Origin of the sequence: Arsenophonus endosymbiont of Crataerina pallida, from assembly GCF_964020125.1 — a bacterium.
Classification (GTDB): Bacteria; Pseudomonadota; Gammaproteobacteria; order Enterobacterales; family Enterobacteriaceae; genus Arsenophonus; species Arsenophonus nilaparvatae.
In genome coordinates this window covers 933719-952068 of record NZ_OZ026540.1, presented here as the reverse complement: position 1 = coordinate 952068, position 18350 = coordinate 933719, and the positions used below count along the sequence as shown (strand labels likewise).

The 18350-nt window shown below is 32.8% G+C and carries 15 protein-coding genes and 2 pseudogenes; 8 read left to right on the top strand and 9 right to left on the bottom strand.

Going from position 1 to position 18350, the window contains the following annotated elements; all coding sequences use genetic code 11:
• Positions 1-792 precede the first annotated feature (792 nt).
• Positions 793-1809: a 3-methyladenine DNA glycosylase 2 gene (locus AACL31_RS04905; protein WP_310512228.1), complete on the top strand. Its 1017-nt coding sequence runs from the start codon at positions 793-795 to the stop codon at positions 1807-1809.
• A 105-nt stretch (positions 1810-1914) separates the two neighbouring features.
• On the opposite strand, the gene AACL31_RS04900 is transcribed toward AACL31_RS04905, so the two are convergent.
• The 7 genes and pseudogenes from AACL31_RS04900 to AACL31_RS04870 all read right to left on the bottom strand — a co-directional run bounded on the left by AACL31_RS04900 (position 1915) and on the right by AACL31_RS04870 (position 7605).
• Complete coding sequence (locus AACL31_RS04900) at positions 1915-2616, bottom strand: molecular chaperone (RefSeq protein ID WP_310512227.1); 702 nt, start codon at positions 2614-2616, stop codon at positions 1915-1917.
• A 27-nt stretch (positions 2617-2643) separates the two neighbouring features.
• Positions 2644-3723, bottom strand: a complete 1080-nt coding sequence (locus AACL31_RS04895) for a fimbrial protein (protein WP_310512226.1) — start codon at positions 3721-3723, stop codon at positions 2644-2646.
• Positions 3724-3737: 14 nt separating this feature from the next.
• On the bottom strand, positions 3738-4151 hold the full coding sequence (locus tag AACL31_RS04890) for a FimD/PapC C-terminal domain-containing protein (RefSeq protein ID WP_310512225.1): 414 nt from the start codon (positions 4149-4151) through the stop codon (positions 3738-3740).
• Between the two features lie 3 nt (positions 4152-4154).
• Positions 4155-6260: pseudogene (locus AACL31_RS04885) on the bottom strand (fimbria/pilus outer membrane usher protein).
• A gap of 11 nt (positions 6261-6271) precedes the next feature.
• Complete coding sequence (locus AACL31_RS04880; protein WP_310512224.1) at positions 6272-6394, bottom strand: hypothetical protein; 123 nt, start codon at positions 6392-6394, stop codon at positions 6272-6274.
• Between the two features lie 11 nt (positions 6395-6405).
• Entirely contained in the window at positions 6406-6966 is a 561-nt protein-coding gene (locus AACL31_RS04875) for a molecular chaperone (protein WP_310512223.1), read from the bottom strand.
• Between the two features lie 51 nt (positions 6967-7017).
• Complete coding sequence (locus tag AACL31_RS04870) at positions 7018-7605, bottom strand: fimbrial protein (protein WP_310512222.1); 588 nt, start codon at positions 7603-7605, stop codon at positions 7018-7020.
• A gap of 978 nt (positions 7606-8583) precedes the next feature.
• Between AACL31_RS04870 and AACL31_RS04865 the strand changes: the two genes are divergently transcribed.
• Together AACL31_RS04865 and blaOXA are read left to right on the top strand one after the other, a co-directional pair.
• Complete coding sequence (locus AACL31_RS04865) at positions 8584-9225, top strand: bifunctional 4-hydroxy-2-oxoglutarate aldolase/2-dehydro-3-deoxy-phosphogluconate aldolase (RefSeq protein ID WP_339053796.1); 642 nt, start codon at positions 8584-8586, stop codon at positions 9223-9225.
• A 510-nt stretch (positions 9226-9735) separates the two neighbouring features.
• Positions 9736-10572 (top strand): class D beta-lactamase, encoded by an 837-nt coding sequence (blaOXA, locus tag AACL31_RS04860; protein ID WP_310512220.1) that lies wholly within the window; start codon positions 9736-9738, stop codon positions 10570-10572.
• Positions 10573-10671: 99 nt separating this feature from the next.
• Here the strand turns inward: blaOXA and AACL31_RS04855 are convergent, their stop codons facing one another.
• Complete coding sequence (locus AACL31_RS04855; protein WP_290606571.1) at positions 10672-11022, bottom strand: metalloregulator ArsR/SmtB family transcription factor; 351 nt, start codon at positions 11020-11022, stop codon at positions 10672-10674.
• Between the two features lie 153 nt (positions 11023-11175).
• Positions 11176-12671: pseudogene (locus AACL31_RS04850) on the bottom strand (MFS transporter).
• Between the two features lie 110 nt (positions 12672-12781).
• Here AACL31_RS04850 and AACL31_RS04845 point away from each other — a divergent pair.
• From AACL31_RS04845 to AACL31_RS04825, 5 genes are all read left to right on the top strand, one after another.
• Positions 12782-13327, top strand: a complete 546-nt coding sequence (locus AACL31_RS04845; protein ID WP_310512219.1) for a TetR/AcrR family transcriptional regulator — start codon at positions 12782-12784, stop codon at positions 13325-13327.
• Positions 13328-13524: 197 nt separating this feature from the next.
• Positions 13525-14259 carry a hypothetical protein gene (locus AACL31_RS04840; RefSeq protein ID WP_310512218.1) on the top strand — a complete coding sequence of 245 codons (735 nt, stop codon included), beginning with the start codon at positions 13525-13527 and terminating at the stop codon, positions 14257-14259.
• A 1029-nt stretch (positions 14260-15288) separates the two neighbouring features.
• Positions 15289-16503, top strand: a complete 1215-nt coding sequence (locus AACL31_RS04835; protein ID WP_310512217.1) for a hypothetical protein — start codon at positions 15289-15291, stop codon at positions 16501-16503.
• A 703-nt stretch (positions 16504-17206) separates the two neighbouring features.
• Positions 17207-17776 (top strand): spore coat protein U domain-containing protein, encoded by a 570-nt coding sequence (locus tag AACL31_RS04830; protein WP_032115612.1) that lies wholly within the window; start codon positions 17207-17209, stop codon positions 17774-17776.
• A 25-nt stretch (positions 17777-17801) separates the two neighbouring features.
• Positions 17802-18335, top strand: coding sequence for a spore coat U domain-containing protein (locus AACL31_RS04825; protein WP_339053795.1), 534 nt, complete (start codon positions 17802-17804; stop codon positions 18333-18335).
• The last annotated feature ends 15 nt before the right edge of the window (positions 18336-18350 follow it).

The window sequence follows — 18350 nt, the reverse complement described above, 5'->3', positions numbered from 1 at the left end:
CTTATCCCTGCTTATTTTGTCTGGATAATTACCAATTAATAAACTTTGGATCGCGTTAAATTAACGCTAACGAAGGAGATAAAATGCACAATGAAGGGTAAAAAAACGTTTTTTTTGATAATATTCCATTTGCAATTACTCCTTTTACTTACTTATATCGATTACAAAGATATAGATAAGTATTATTTAAAAACGTATAAATTTGTTTCCATTTATGAATTAATGTCACTCCACAACAGCAATGCCAATAATTAACATAAATTCAAAATTAAAACCAAATTAATAAAAATAAACCAATGCATCATTAACATTTGATGTTAATAAAAAAATAATCCATAGTAATTTTCTTTCTTTACTTAAAAAATGCTTAATAGTTTTTCAGCTTAAACAATATTTTCATTACTATAATGTTAAATAAAAAACGGTTAATTATTATTTTCATTTAAACAATATTACAAATAAAAATAATTTTATTTAGCTAACCAGCCCATCTATTAATAACAAATAAACGCTATTTCAATAGGATTAATATTTAATAATGATAAAAACAGCAATTATATTTAATGGTAAATTTTAAAACATAAAATAAGCTAACCATTTCCTCCTTAAGTGAAAATAAAAGAATAAATAACCAAGGAAAATTAAACATTAAGAATAAATGAATAAAAAGAGTTAACAACACGCTATCATGTAATTTAGATTTTCATCACGTGGGCAACTCACAATAACATTTGGTAATATCATCCAGCCCCACAGCAAACAATAGTAATTTTTTTAGTTTTCAGCTCGCTGATGACAGAATTAGATGCGGAAATTCTTGCCTTTAATTTACTCGCTTTTATGTTACTATTTTTTATCAAATTAAACGCCAACTGTTCACTAAGTTTAAAATTAAATAACCATAACAAAATGCTAGCCAAAAAAACCATTATTCATTTACCAAACAATTATCATTACCAAGACTTTCTTGCCTATCACTCACGAGATAAGCAAAATGTGGCAGAAATTATTACCAATAACCAATTAAGAAAAGGCATTACATGCTGTGGCCAGCCGGCTGAGTTAACGTTTATATTAAATAAAAATAGCATTTTGGTTTCTCTGCAAACGGATAATCCAGCTGCCGTTATCACTGAGCAGCAGCTCGAAAAACTAGCAAAAAATATGCTAAGTTTATATCAATCCGTTGAGCTTTTTGAAGATAAATACCATAACCATCCAGTTATTGGTAATTTAATTTCTCGTCAACAAGGTTTAAGGGTTTATCAAGCAGCAACAGCATTTGAAGCAATTACTTGGGCAATTATAGGGCAACAAATTAGTGTCGCTGCTGCAATTGCTATTCGCCGTCGATTTATTCATGCTTTTGGTAAACAACACTCGTCAGGAATTTGGTGTTTTCCTTCTTTTTATGCGATCCATGCTGATGATGAACAGAAGCTAAGAATATGTGGATTCTCTATCGGTAAAGCAAAAACCCTTATTGCATTATGCAATATGTTAAAAAATAACCATCACTTATTAAATCTTCCAGTAGATGAAAATAATCTGGCAACATGGACGCAAAAATTGAGTGAAATAAAAGGAATTGGTCCATGGACAATCAGTTATTCCTTGCTGCGCGGCTTCAATTATTTGAACGGTTCTCTACATGGTGATGTCGCCGTCCAACGTAATCTTCAGTATTTATTAAATTGCAGTGAGAGAATAAGTGCAAAAGAGACAGAAAAATGGTTAGCACAATATTCTCCCTGGAAAGCGCTCGTTGCTGCCCATCTCTGGCAACAACAATCTAACGCTAGCTATTAAACAGACAAATTATATTAATCAAAACCAACATAGAAAATATGCTGACATTTGATAATCGCATTTAGCAGTAGTTAGCTTAAATAACGAAATACCAGCCGTTTAATATTATTTGATTTTTTTCACTTGATTAACAAATTTACCCTCATCATTAATATATTCCAACAAAATCTCATTACCTAAAATAGTATGACTTTTATTTTCCACGGTTTGTTGTGAGAAAGGTGAGAGCATAACGGTTTTAGATAAAATATTATTTTTATTTGTCGGGTTATAAAATGCAGCCAGAGTAAAAAAATGGCCGGTTGGGTTATCAATAACAACTGATCCTCCAATCTTACTTATTTTTATATGCTCAACGACACTCTGAGACATTTGGCTAATATTTTGTGGTCGATAAAACAGTTTAATTCGTGTTCTTAGTGCTAACTGTAAAATATTATCCGTTTTTAAACTATCGGGTTTTGGCGCAATATCCAGCACATTAAGATAAAAAATAGATTCGCGATCAGTTGGCAACTGGTTTGCTAACTGCCGAATATGAAGCTGTGCGCCTCCTCTTGGATTTATTTTTACAACTGGGGGCGTCACAACAAAAGGCGCTTGGGTTGTCTCCGGTGTAGAATCAATATTACCTTCATCAACCCAACTTTGTACCAGCGATGGGTTATCGCTGGAATTAACTAATTGAATAACAGCCTCTTTTCTTTCAGCAGGAAAAATAACTCGCGTGCCTTTAAGAAAGACACTACTACTACTTGAGAAAGCCATAAAATAGAGTAAGAAAGCTAAGTAATTTTTTTTCGCCATTTTTTTGATCCTTATAATTAATCGTATTTAGTCATAAGAAAATACTAAAGTTGCCGTTGAGGTTATTTTTCCGGCTGAAATATTATTCAGATCATAAGCGTAGTAATAAGCCGCCATGTCAATGGAAAACGAGGGAGCTAAGGCACTTCCAACCGCAATATTAAAAATAGATGTCGCATTGCCTTGGACACTTTCACTGCTGGAAAATAGAATGTGTGATGATGTTTTATTCCTTTGCACAAGGCGAAACCCGACTCCTTTAGCACCTTGTTGAGTGGTATTTATTAACACTGTTTTATCGGCACTATGTAAATTATTGCTGGCCAAAAACATGGCAATATTTCGCGTCGTTTTATTGCCTGCTAAAAGATCGCTGCAGCTAAAATTGAGGGTAAAAGGCTGATAACCAGGCCGGTCAATATTTTTAATATCACTGATACTAACGATAGGTAAATTAACCACTAATCCTTTATTTGAAAAATCACAGGTAGTGGCAATAGGATTATATTTAATAGTAATCGGTTGAAGAAAAATATCATTTTCATCAACGGGCCATTGCCAGGTTAATAAAAATTCAACTAATTTTAGTACAATCCTAACTAACCACACCAAAATACCCAACGATGAAGCATCTGATACCAAGATAAAGGGTGAGATAACTGCAGTATCGCCAGCCACTTCAGTATAATTACCACTTGGTTTACTCTTCAATAAGCTAAACTGTAAGGTGAAATTAGTATTCAAATTCGATGCAGGATGGGTACCTCTAGCTAAGTTGGTTACGCGATCTTTTCCTAACGCAGTCATTGTAACCTGGACAAACTGCTTACCACCATGAAATCCTATTGTTGCTGTTCGACCATTAAATGGCGAAGCAATACCAATCGCATTAGGAAAAAATAGCCCTGGGGAGCTACAGGTAAATGTTCCTGGGAACGTGGTTTTATCCGTTTTTGCTACTACCATTGATGCACTACTAAAATCAGCCGATAAATCATAATATAAACTCGGCACTGTGATAGTGCTGTTGGGTTTACAATCGGCATAAACCAATTGACTGAAGGAACACGCTGATAATAATAAAAAATTTATTGCTAATTTATTCATCTTATTTTCCCCAGCTATTGGCAAATATTACGATTGATGTTCAAGGTATGAATGGGTTGCTGGATGGTACATTCTGTTTTACCTTCAATATTCAATTTGACATTCAATGATTGTGGTAACTGATCACTTTTTATATACAGCACACTTGACTGCCCAACATGACCAACAAATTCACCCTGACTATCAGTAACCTCGGTACCAAAAGGTAAATTGCTACCATCGGCAAAAGTCGCTTTTAACATATAAGTTTTTCGCTGATCGGTTTCTAATTTGATATGACTAACCGCCCCGTCATAGGGGATCACATGCGCTATATTGTCAGTAATTTCTGCACCTGAGGTCTGACTGGTATGAGAAAGGGTATAAACATTTGTACGATAAGGAGTGGCATTGGTTACTAATGCTAACCCCTGTTTATTGGTAAACACCGTTCAATTATTATTAACGGTTAAATTTTCAGCCATTGGTGCTTCTAATACCGTTAATGTATTCGCTGTTTCACCGGAAGCAAGAATATGGTAGGGAAATGCTACGATGGTTCCTCTGGCATTCAAACCTGACTGTCGATAATTATTAGCCTCACTATATGAAGCACCAATCGTACTATAAGGGTTACGGTAATTTACACTACCACTAATTAAATTATTACCACCGGTCTGATTTGAAGCGGTTAACGTATAATCGATCAAATCATATTTACCCGCTGTCCCACTGACACTAATATTGGCCTGTTGATAGTTGGAATTTGTCAGGTAGACACCCGAATTGAGATAAGCATTACGACCAAATAGATTAATTGGAACACTGGCGCTGAGGTAATAACGGGTTTCTTCTTTTTGATCGGTATTTCTTACCCGTGAAACGGATAAGTTATAGGTAATATTTTTATAATTATTTGAGTAACCTATTTGTTATTCTCGACTGCTGCCGCCAACATTCCAATAGTTTCTCAGCGTACCAGCCAAAAAAATAACACCATTATCTTTCCCCAAATGCTGATTTAAATTTAAATTAAATGTATTTCTGGCACGGGCACCCCGTAAGGCATCAAAAGTTGCCAAATCTAAATCTGATGGATTATTTTCATTTCGATCATTAGGATTATTTTTAATCGTCGTTTGATATTTAAGCCATGCTTGATAATTATCATGGGCATAAATGGAATCAACAAAACTATAATAATCTCCCGTTGAATAACGATAGGCCGCTATAGTCAGATTGGTAGCGGTGGTTGATAAAAACTTACTATAAGCCAAGCGAAAACTTTGTCCACGTTTGGTTCCTGTATCTAAATAAGCTGCAGCATGGGTCGCATCAACCGAAACAGCACCAAACGGAAAATTCCAGCCACTGCCAAGTATAATAGCAGCATAATCACGACTACCAATAAAGCCGGTATAAACGGTGACTAAATTATTGATACCATAATAGGCTTCTGCTTGAGCAAATTTCGGTTGGAAATGGGTATTGATCATTTTTGCTTGCCCAGCCAAAATGCTGTAAGTATAAACACCCGCTTTCATCATATTAGGTACCGCTGAAAATGGCACTGTAAAAGACTCTTGCCGGCCATCGGCTTCTTGCACAACAACGGAAAGATCGCCCGCTCCTCCTGCTGCACGTAGATCACTAAACTCAAACGCTCCAGGCGGAACGGTTTCTTGATAAATTAGATTTCCATTCTGATATACTTTTACTAACGCATTGGTTTGAGCAACTCCTCTGACAATCGGCGTAAATTCTTGGCTGGAGTTAGGTAACATATTCATTTCCGTGGTTAATGCACCACCTCTAAAACGAATACTACTAAACAAGGCAGAGGGAGAATAAAAATCACCTAACATCAAATTTGAAGATATAGTGCTGAAAGAACGGCGTAAGTAGCGGGTATTATTTTGCCATTTATGATCACCACTGGAATAGTAAGAATAACTTGATTCATCTCGAAACTGCCAGGCACCCAAATTAATACCGGTATTTAAATTGGCAAAAAAAGCTTCATTACTCTGTTTACGATTTTTTTTCTCTCGATAGTTATAATAATTGGTATTATAAGAGAGAATAATTGCCGGGACACCATGGTCCCAATTCACTGGATCAACATAACCTATTTCCGATTTAACTAAAGAAATTTGCGGCACTGAAATATTTAATGCTAACTGATTAACATCTAAATAGTAGTTGATATCATTGACTAAATTATCTAACGAGACAGTCGTTTTTTGCTCAATCATCTGTTTTGTGTGAGATGAAAGTTTTAAACCTAATTTTTTAGCATCCTTAGCATCAATAGTAATATTTTGATTTTTTTCGCCAATATTAACTTCAAATTGTCCTTTCCAATCATCATTAACATATATATCGACCAATTGCTTACCTGGCGGAATTTCACTATTCTGATAAAAACGAGATATATCTCCTTGAGCTGATTTTCCTACTAGCAAAGAAGTATCAAACTCCTCTGCAAATAACTCCGGTATACAATCCAATATACCTAATAAAATTAAGCTATTATAAAGATAATATATTTTTTTCACGATTTATCTTCTTATTTAAGGTTAATATTTCTTGTTTTATAGACGCCAAAATCATCAACATAAGTTACGGTTAATTTATTATGCTTAACCTTATTTTGTAGCGGTAATTTAAAGTCTGATAATGGCGGGATCATCTTCGATTTTATCAGGCTTTTTTTGCCTCATTAATATGAGTAATTTTTGCAATCGTAAAATAATATTTAGAATTATTTGTTACTATTAGATCATTATCCTCTAATTTATAACTTATTTTTTTATATACATCTGCCGGAGGAGTAATTAATTCCTTTGGCCGATAAAATAATTTAACTCTTGATTTAATTGCCAATTGCAAAACGCTTTTACCTTGGGTATTTTCTGGGTATGGTGGAATATCAAGAATATTTAAATAAAAAACGCTTTCTCTATTTTTAAGTAATTTATGCGATATCATTTTTATTTTTAATTGTTGTCCTTTTAGTCCCGCTACTTTTACAATAGGTGGAAAAACATAAAAAGGTGAATGACTCTTTTCTGGGGTAGAGTTTATATTGCCATCATCAACCCATGATTGTACTAATGCTGGTAATTTTCCATTATTTGTTAATTGTACCGTAACATTCCCTTTAGCTTCATAATAAATGATACGAGTCCCTTGCAGCACAATATTGGCTAATATATTTTTAGAAGAAATAATTAATATAATAAATAACAAAAATTTTTTCATAATAAATAGTCCGTTAAAAACCAGACTCAAAAAGAGCCTGGTTAATGTTATTTACAAATAAGAGATGGTATAGATTAAATTTGAATGCAATGGACCCGCTTTAGCAGGTTCCGCTCGCGTTTTATAATAACTAACGATAAATGTTAACTCGTCAGCTTGTGGTGCTGTTTTATCTCCTTTTACTCCTGTATCAAAAGGGGTATTTAATGGAATAGCGGTCGTGGTAGCACTTGGGGTAGACAAACTAAAACCGACATTTTTTGCTACGTTAGGATTATTTTCATCAACCGTATCATTCACTAAATATTGACCATCCGTTGATATCGTACTTGGTGATGAAAAATAGAATTTTAAATTACTGCCTAAACCTCCAGCAGGTGCACAATCAGAAAACGTTAACTTAAATGCTTTCTGATTTTTTTGAAGAACGGTAAATGCTGCTGTTCCTGCATCAGCAACAGAAATGGGATCTAATAATATAGTAAAGTTTGCACTTTCACCTCCATTAATTTTGCAAGTAGTATCATTTATAGCACCAACAACTGAAATTATTCCACCTGCTGAATTTGTCGCCGCTAATATATTCGACGAAAATAAAGTCGCAGATAATAGCAATAACGGGAGTATTTTCTTAAACATAATTAACTCCAAAAAATAAATGAATAAGCCAATAAAATAAAATTTATTTTATTGGCATAATGATGAAAGGTTAATAATAAATAACATTAACCTAAATTGATATTAGATGCCCCTATCTAACTTACAAGAAAGCTAAAGTTATATTTTATTTTTTGTGATTTATATCAAAGTAAATATTTTATTTAACAATCAATAAGTAAAAGCATTTTTATATTTAATAAATAAGTTAATTATTAACAAATCAATTTAGATTTATAATAATGAAATAATTAAAAAGAAAAATATTACTCGAATTAATTACTGCTTTTGGTATACATTAGCAGATATTTTATCTAATTAATAAAATGAATTTTTTATTCCAGTCAAGCTCTACACTTATCTAAATTAAAATTACCAAAAAATTGAAATTTTATGCTGAATTTTACACAAAAAATCATTTATTCGTTCATTAATATAAAAAAATCAACATTTATTGTTATATTTCTATTTTTCAACAAAAAATAACTAAAAATAGATATAATTTTATATTCTTCTTTAATAAAAAAATATAAAAATATTTATTCAAAAAGCAAGACTTATTAATAGCAAAATATTAAGAAATAATAAATTGTTATAATGTTTTACCGATGAATTTTTATAAAGATATCTCGCATTTTTATTTTATATAATAAAAAATTAGTACTAATAAAAAATAACGTGATAAATTAATTTTTTAATATCAATTATAAATAAAAGATACAAACAGCGTGTTTAATGATAAAAATAAATTAACCGGTTATTTAAGTAACACGATTATTCTTTGCAACCATTAATCTTATTGAATAATCATCTCATCTAGCTAATGAAAATAGTGAAAAACGGTGTAAGCTAATGATTCTGTAATTAGTAAATATCGTTATTTAACATAAAAGTGCTATCATTCCAATTCAGCAACAAAAAGCATTACTCGCCAATTTCAACACTAAAGGAAGATTGATTATGCTCACACTGATAGATAAATTACGAAAATTTAAGATCATTCCGGTTATTACCATTGAACGAGCACAAGATATTGTTCCCTTAGGCGAAGCATTAGTTAAAAACGGATTACCAGTAGCAGAAATAACGTTCCGTACGCCAGCAGCAGCAGATGCGATCAAACTGCTTAAAGAAGCGATGCCGAACAAAATTTTGATTGGTGCAGGCACCATTATCAATCGAGAACAGATTAGACAAGCCGAAGCGGTTGGCGCTGAATTTGGCGCTGAATTTATCGTTTCACCAGGTTTAAACCCCGATACGGTAAAAGCGTGTCATGAATTAGACATACCCATTATTCCCGGTATAAATAACCCAACCCAAATCGAGCAGGCCATGCAATTGGGTATTAATTGTGTCAAGTTTTTCCCTGCAGAGCCTTCTGGCGGGTTATCTATGCTCAAAGCACTGCTTGCACCCTATCCGAAATTAGAAATTTTGCCAACCGGTGGAATCAATCTAGAAAATATTGGTAATTATCTTGCTTTGCCACAAGTTATTGCTTGTGGAGGATCCTGGATGGTTAATAATAAATTAATTAAAGCTAAAGATTGGGATACTATTGGCCAACTTACCCGCCAGGCAGTTAAGTTAGTTAAGTGATATTTAATTTCAGCTGTAATAAGGTCAACAGCTGGCCTTATTTTCCAATCTATTCACCCTTTAAACACCGCCGATATGCAAACGATCAATTATAACAAAGATGGCTTTCCAGTTAACAGACCAGATTATAAAAATGATATTGTTGATATATTTGATAACAACGATAGCTATATTAACGCAGACACAATACTTATCAATGCTGATTCAATCACCATGTTCTGTTTTTCGTTAACCAAAAATTAAATAAACCATTAACTGCATTAACAAAAATAGTCAGCCACGACTTGTTTTCATCGTGAGCACCAGCTTTTCTTTGTGTGTTCAGTGTTACAGATTTGATAGCGATCTTGTTAATTTTTTCTCTATTTTTTACTTAATACTTGAGCGGTAATGATCAAATAATAAAAAGAAACGCTGCTAACAATAAATAAAAACAGGTCCTATGTTTAGTATTAACCCTAACAAAAATATGATAGTGTCTATGGTACATATTATTTAAAGAATACAAAGATGAATAAAAAATTAGTTGTTATTATTTTACTATTTTTACCACTAACTACTCAGGCAAATAACATTTCTAATGATAGTAATAACATCACCAAGCCGCTAAACAAGATAACGGAAAGTAACGTTTCTAGCGAAATAAAAAAAATCTTTCAGCAGCAGCATATACGTGGTGTATTAACCATTTATGATGGCAAATCAATTAACAACTATGGCGACCAGATAAAACGTGCAGCAACCCAATATGTTCCTGCATCAACATTTAAAATTGTTAATGCCTTAATTGCTTTAAAAAATCAAAAAGTGACTATTAACGAAATTTTTAAATGGGATGGACAGCCCAGATATCTTAGTAGTTGGAATAAAGATATGAATATGCAAGAAGCAATGAAATTATCCGCTGTCCCTGTCTATCAAGAGATTGCAAAACGTACGGGTCTGGCAATAATGAAAAAAGAACTTTATCGTTTGCACTACGGTAATAGTAAAATAGGCAATGATGTTACCAAATTTTGGTTAGACGGCCCATTAAAAATTAGCCCGCAAGAACAAGCCCAATTTATTTATAAGTTAGCCACTAAACAACTACCTATTGATAAAACCATTCAAAGTGAAGTAGCTAATATGCTACTTATCAAACAGACTGCCAATATTAAAATTTATGCTAAAAGTGGCTTAGCCAATATTAATGGTGAGCGTACCGGCTGGTATGTTGGATGGGTAGAAAACGCTGACGGTAAAATAAAAACTTTTGCCCTTAATGTCGCGATCTCAGATGATAAAGCAGTGTCAAAACGCGAATCATTGACTTTACAGTGTTTAGCAAAATTAAAAATTATTTAAAAAATTACTAATCGGAATACTAAATTATTCTGATTAGTAACAAATAGATAAATAAAAGATTGCTCACATTACACGCTATTCACGATATTGCGTTTTATTCTAGAGTGAGAAATTAATACTCCGTGCAGGCAAATTTTCTGGTATCAATTTTTTAGCCATTAAGTCGATTAGTTGGTGTTGATTTGACCATACAGACTCAATAATTTGCATAACCCATGGAGAAATCTGTGAAGAAAGTCGATAAAAAACCCATTTCCCTTCCTTACGATTTTGTAGCAACCCACTCTTTTTTAACATGGCTAAATGACGAGATATTTTAGTTTGGGGTTGCTCAAGTGCAATACAAAGATGATAAACACAAAGCTCCCCCATTTCTCGCAAAAGTACTACGATCCTAAATCTTGTTTCATCAGACAAATTTTTAAAAAACTGCAATGACTGTAACTCCATCTCTAATTTACCTCTAACCGGTTATATTTTCAGTAATAGAATGTTAGGATCAGCTCACTATCCCTGAGATAGAACAACGCCAACAACTAGCTTTACAAAAAACAATCACTAAAACTTCTTGTAAGATCTAAAACAGCCCAAAAATTCATATCATCATGATTTTTTGATTAAAGGGCGCAACATACGTTGTAAAATCACAGTGCTAACTAACAATATGCAAACAATGGTAATAAAAACAACAACAAAAGAAGTATCAAAGGCTTTACTCGCTTCCATTATCAATATCTGAGCCTGATCTTTATCCATCGTTGATGCTGTGCTTAATGCTTCATCGATACTGTCATAAACTCGCGCATCAATTGTTAGCTGTTCGGGAACAAAAAGAGTATAACTATAAATTGCCGTCATCATGCCGCCCAATATGGTAACGCCTAATACACTACCCAGCTCATAAGCAACGTCTTCAATAGAAGCTGCCATACCGGACTTTTCATCAGGCGCATTGAGCATAATCGTGGTAGATGCAGCGGTAAATACCATTCCCATACCGATACCAATCATGAATAAATTAATCAACAACAAAGTAATACCGCTCTGATAGAACAGGTCATCCCTATTACCCCAACCAGCGTTAATATAAAACCAACCACGGTCGTTAATCTCTCGCCAAAACGAGGTAACAGTAAACCGGTCAATGGTGATGCAAGCACGGAACCAATTGGTATTGGAAGGATACAAAGCGCAGCTTGTAATGGTGTGAAACCAAGTACTAACTGTAAGCGTTGACTTAAAACTAATTCAATGCCAACAATTACACTCATAGTAATAACGGCGATAATTACTCCCGCTGAAAACAGTCGATTACTGAATAAAGAAAAATCAATCATCGGTTGCGATTGTTTGCGCTGGCGTAATATAAAAAACAGCATAAAGATGATGCCAATCAAGGCAGCAGCACAAAATTCAAGTAAAGAAAAATTGGGTTTGCTTAACTCTTTTAATGCATAAATCAGCCCAACTAAACCGACTAAAATTAATAATGAGCCTAAAAAATCAATAGCACGTTTGTTTGTTCCACCACAGCTTGGGATCAAACTCACTGAAAAAGGTAGCACCAACATAACAACAGGCACATTAATTAAAAATACCGATCCCCACCAAAAATATTCCAGTAATAAACCACCTACTAAAGGTCCAACCGCAGCGCCACCAGCAGCAACCGCTGACCAAATACCAATCGCTAGTGATCGTTCTTGAGGCTCAGTAAAAATATGACGAACAATTGATAAAGTTGCTGGCATCATCATCGCGGCATCTACCGCCAAAAAGACTTTAGCAGCAATCAAACTTTCTGCATTAGGCGAGAATGCAGCACAAAGTAAAGCTAATGCAAAAAGTGGTAAACCGCTGATCAGCATTTTTTTATGACCAATGCGATCACTAAGCATACCCGCGGCTGGCAATAATCCAGCAACCACCAATGGATAAGCATTGATAATCCACAATTTCTCAGATGCGTTGGCATGGAGTTCATGGGTTAAAGTAGGCAATGCTGTATAAAGCACTGTCATATCAATGACAATTAAGAAAAGAGCACTAGAAATTAAAAGGAGCGCAATCCATCTGCGATTATCATGAGTATTAACCATAAAATATCTCTATTTAGAAAAAAATATGTAGTATGTTTATCTGCCATAATGTTAACGTTAAGCTTACGATATTAATCCATACGTATGTATTTTAAAAGAGATTTTATTTAATGGGGCGTCAAAGAAGTATAGATAGAGATAAGGTATTAGATGTAGCCGAAAATATTGTTCACCAACAGGGTGTCAGCGCACTGACTATCGATGCGGTGGCAAAAGCAATGGGAATTTCCAAAGGAGGGGTTCAGTATTGTTTCGGTAATAAAGAAGCGCTGATTGATGCAATGTTTGATCGCTGGGAAAAAGCCTACAATGAAATCTTTTTTCAACAACTTACGCAGGATAGTTCAGCCGAAAATCGGGTAATAGCGCACATGAAAGCAACCTACCATTTTGAGCAAGCATCTAACACTAAAGGTGCAGGTTTAATGGCTGCATTACTGCAAACACCAGAATATCTTAATAGTACTCGTGAGTGGTATCGTGAACGTATCGCTAAGTTAGATACTTCAACCGAAGTGGGGAGACGTGCTCGGCTTGTCTTTTTTGCCACAGAGGGGGCATTTATTTTACGTGCTTTTGGATTCATGAATATTGATCAGCAAGAGTGGGATGAAATTTTCACTGATATCGAAATGTTTTTATCAGCTAAAATATGAAAAATAAAAATTAAATACTATAAAGATAGAGAATATTTAAAGATATATTTTGACGATCATATGTTTATTCAAACATATCTCTAAATATTCCAAAAATATAGTTAATTTGTCTATATATAATCATTATATATATTTAATTGATCTCTGATAATAAATATTGATAATATCCTATAGTCATATAAATTTAGGGAAAAATTATGATTATAGATCGCGCTTTATCTACCGAACTAAATACTGAACTAAAACTTATTAATAATAACAATTCAAGTATTATAAATAATATCATTAATGCCCCTGAAAATTATGTTAGTTTTAGTGACAAAGGTAAATTATTATTATCAATAATAACATTAGGGATAAGCCATGTTGTAATACATTTAATTGAAGATCACAGAAAAGAAAAATCAAGGGCTGAATGTATTGCAATAACTAAAAATTTATTATCTTCCCTCAACAGTATTGAAAATCAGCAATCTGAAGAAAAAGTAATATTCATATCTTTACCTAAAGGTGAAAGATTAAAATTAACACAAAGATTTTCTAATAACGAAAACAGATACGAAACTATTATCGAATATAAAAAAGTTCGTGTTTTTCACTTGGGTCAATATAATGAAAGTAAATCTTATGTTAATAAGACTTTTGAGGAAATAAAAAAACTTTTAGTGAGTGATATTTTGGCACATGAATATGATTATACTTATAAAGATGAATCTCTTTTGACTATAGCCAAAAATATAAAGCAAAAATTAGATGATAATATAAATAATAAAGAACATAATGGCGTTGTGTTAAAAATAAATAACCCTAATGAACCAATAATATATAACCAAAAAAGTATTGGTGCTAAACTGAGAGAAACCTATCAAGAGGGCTATACTAGTTTATCTTTTATTGAGAAAAAAATAATTTTACTAATAAAAAACATTTAATATTAGGTATTGTTTCTCCTTCTAAGCAAGTTTTTTTATTAAGCCCAGCCAGCGGCGATGATAAAAATATTTATTACGATACCAATATAAGATATGTTAAATTAAATTTAAATTCTAAAACTAAACTTGATAGCCGTGAAAAAAGAAATGAATTAATAAAAGAATTTTATGAAAGCCTAATAACTAAATTAGAAAATATACCAGCTAATAGTGTATGTATTGAAAATATAATAAAATCCCTTTGCCCAACATGTAAAATTAGTACTATCACGCAAAACCTTAATAAAAAAGAAAAGGCGGCATTTTTAGAAAATATCAATCATGGCGTTTTAGAGCAAACTGATGTTATTGCTGATAGCAAACAATTACCGCAAAAATTAATTGCAACTAAAAAAAGTCACCCAGAAGTCTCCAGCACAACAAATACATTAACGTCTTTAGTCACAAAAAAACAAAATTATAATGAGGCATTAAATCCATTTAATGAATAATTTAAATAACAGTTTAATAAATAGTAGATAATATTCTGTATCAAAGACAAAAATCTAACTGAATAAAAAATAATTAAAAACTTATCTTTTATTAAATGATTTTTATTTTACTAATAAATATATTTTTGATTGCATTTACGAAAATAGATATAAAAAATATTTTTAATTAAAAATAAAATTATATTAAACATATAAATTTAACTTAATAAAACAATAAGCATAATCACCAATAATTATAATTTAACCAAATAATCGAATATAAAAAAAATTAAATCATTTTTATAATACATAACAATTTTACAATTCATATAATTTAGAAGATGTTAATAATTTTATTCTAAGTTTTTGCTGATTATATTAAATAATCAAAACCAACACTAAGGTTTGACTGATTTTTTGAGGATATTATGGATATAAGCTTTTCTCTACCAAAAACAACATCATTAACAATTAGTGATAGCAAGTTTAATCAGATTTTGGGGGCTAATAGCTTAAAGCAACCAAAATAAAAAACGTATCCGATTTTATTGATTCCATAATGGATTGGTTTAAAGGTGGCGTCAGACGCCAAAAAATAGAACAACTTTTTGAAACCATTCAAGATGTAAAAAATACTGATGTTTCTAACCCCGAATCAGCTCGGTTGGAAAAATTTATCCAACTTAGAAAACTGGCACTTCCCAAACATTACAATCAATTTAAACTAGAAATTACCCCAAAAGATGCCAATGACGACTGGGGATATAAATTAAAAGTAGGCAACTTTACCTTATATCAATGTGATAAAATTTATGAAAAAACAAAAAATATTAATGAGAGAGAACAATTAGCTGATTTTCATGTAAAAAAAATTTGTATGAAATTAGAGGAAGCACTTTCTGTCGAAAATCCCGATACCAAGCAACTATTAGATTTCTCTATTAGAAGATATTCAGGCGGTAGTGAAAAAAATCAACATAGTTTGCTAAAAAAATTAGACGACAGTGGCTATAGTAAAGATAATTTTCTTGGCGTTAAAGACAGTAACAAACCTAATGAATTTATTGCATTATTTAAAAATGATAAGCAACTGGTATTTTCAAGCAAAACGGGTGAATTAGGCAACAATTTCTTGAGAAATACCTTCGCTGGCCAAAATTATAATAATTTGCGCGAGCTGTTTTTCAGCCAATATACAATCAAAAATGAGCCTTTCTTTATAAATATATTGCAACAAGCGAAAATGGATTTTTATGATCCGATAACCCAGGATGCTTCTTACTTAAGCGAACAAGAGCAAGCTATTGTTAATGAGAAACTTAGCGCAATTAAAATTGGTGATAAAACACTTGATAGATTATGGGGCTTATCACTAAACCAACCCGGTGAATATTTTGATGATAATTTAACTTCCAATCTAATTAGTTCTCTTTCAAATGACAAAGCCTTGCGGGAAAAGTTTTATAATTTAGGATCAGAGTTTGATGAGCCAGCATTACAGTTTGATGATTCAGAATTTGAGTTTGATAAACCAGAAGTAGAGTTTGCTGATATAAGGTTACAATCTGATGGTTTAGAATCAGATTTTGATGAAATAATGTCTAATAAACCGTTGTTTGAAGAATCCGCCATCGACCAAAGTACTGTCGTCCTGCCGGATTCAAGCGATGAATCTGGCTATGAATCTGAAGAAGATTTGTCAGTTAAAGATTACTCTACTAACAAAAATCTCTATGACTTAACATTTATTAACGAGGTTGATGATGTTAAATAACATATCAATTCAAACCCATTCTGACAGTTATTAATTATGACTTCCGCCCCAGCCTATCAAAATAGCTGGGGATAAGAATTATTATTACTGATTAAATTACGATAAGATAAAATGCTAGGACTTATGAAAATAAAAAAATAAAATATAAATATAAATATAAATATAAATATAAATATAAATATAAATATAAATATAAATATAATTTACTATCACTTCTGCAACTATCCCTATTAATTTAATTCTCTGTTCAAAAATATAAAACCTCTCTGGTTAACCGCGTAAAATGAGCTATTTATTTCCTACTGACTAGTTCAACATGATTGGATAATTATTTAAAATGGCTTTTATTTCAATAAATTAAAAAAAATACGGCTTATTTTCACTAATCTTAATTTAAGAAAAAATGCATATTATATTAATTAATAACTATTTATTAGCAGAGTGAAATAATAACTTAAGTTTACCTGATAAAAATAGTCTGTTGCGTCAAAAAAATTAATTCGCTAAAAAAACCAATAATTTTATTGGCATTTTTTGCATTTCTACTCAATACTCAAATTAAAAATCATGGTAATAAAATAATTCCTTTTTGTTATAACACTTAATTGCCATAACAAAGCTATTTACTGTCAGCCATGAATAGCAATGATTGCTGTTAGCAAACAATTGAACAGCTATGTAGCCATCATAGTAAGGAGCCATAATGAAAGGTATACGTTTATTCTCTGTTATCGGCTGTTTGTTAGCCTCTCATTCTGCTCTGGCAGCAACCACAACGGGAACGGTTAATGTAACCCTAACCCTATCCAATTCCTGTGTTGTTAACGGTTCAACTGCAACTTCGGGTGTTCCCTTGGGAACGCTGGATTTTGGTACCCAACCCACCACTTTTAGTCAACTAATAACCCAACTTTCTAATAGTGGCACAACATTTACGGTACAGTGTCCGCCTAATGATACTTTTTCCGCTGTATTAACCAGTAGTAATAACACCGCACCGACAACTCCACATGGTACACAGATTGGTTCGACAGCTCGTTATGTCAATTTAACAGGTAATTCACATGGCGTTTTCTATGGTGTTTTTGATACTAATCCCTCACCCACTCCGGGTACTGCTCTTGCCAATAATGCCACAATTACCCCTGTATCAGGACCAACAAATGGGGTCAGCACCTATACCTTATACGGCCTAATCCAAGGCAATGGCACAAATGCTGGTATTATAGCTGGAACCTATACTGACGTTGTTAATATTACTATAAATTATTAATTTATATTATTTTTCAGGATGAAATATGTCTGGCAACAACTATTTATGGCTATTATTTGATGATTATTTAGCCTGTTTTATTGTATTGTTGGTTATTTTTAGCGCTCTGCCTAGTCATGCCATTACCAGCCAAACATTCCAAGTTGCTGCCACTATTACGCCTGGCTGTATGGTATCCGGTGGTACGCTATTTGGCACCCTCGATTTTGGCACTCATCCCAGTAATACTAATGGCAATATTAATGCTAGCTTAACGCCCAACACCTCGTTAACTTTAGCCTGTACGCCCGGCACTGTACTCAGCATGAGTATTAATGGTGGCAACAGCTACACCACCAGCCGTAATGTCAAACAAAGCGGTTTTGCTACCCTACTGCCTTATCTACTTTATGCTGATAGTGCCCACACCATCCCGATTGCACGCAATCAGAATGTTTCTGTTAGTTACAGCAATAGCAATAATATTATTTTACCAATCTATGGCGTGCTGCAACTTAACGGCGCCAATAATCCATCAGGTAACTATACTGACGTATTAACCGTAACATTATCCTGGTGATCATGGAGGAATACT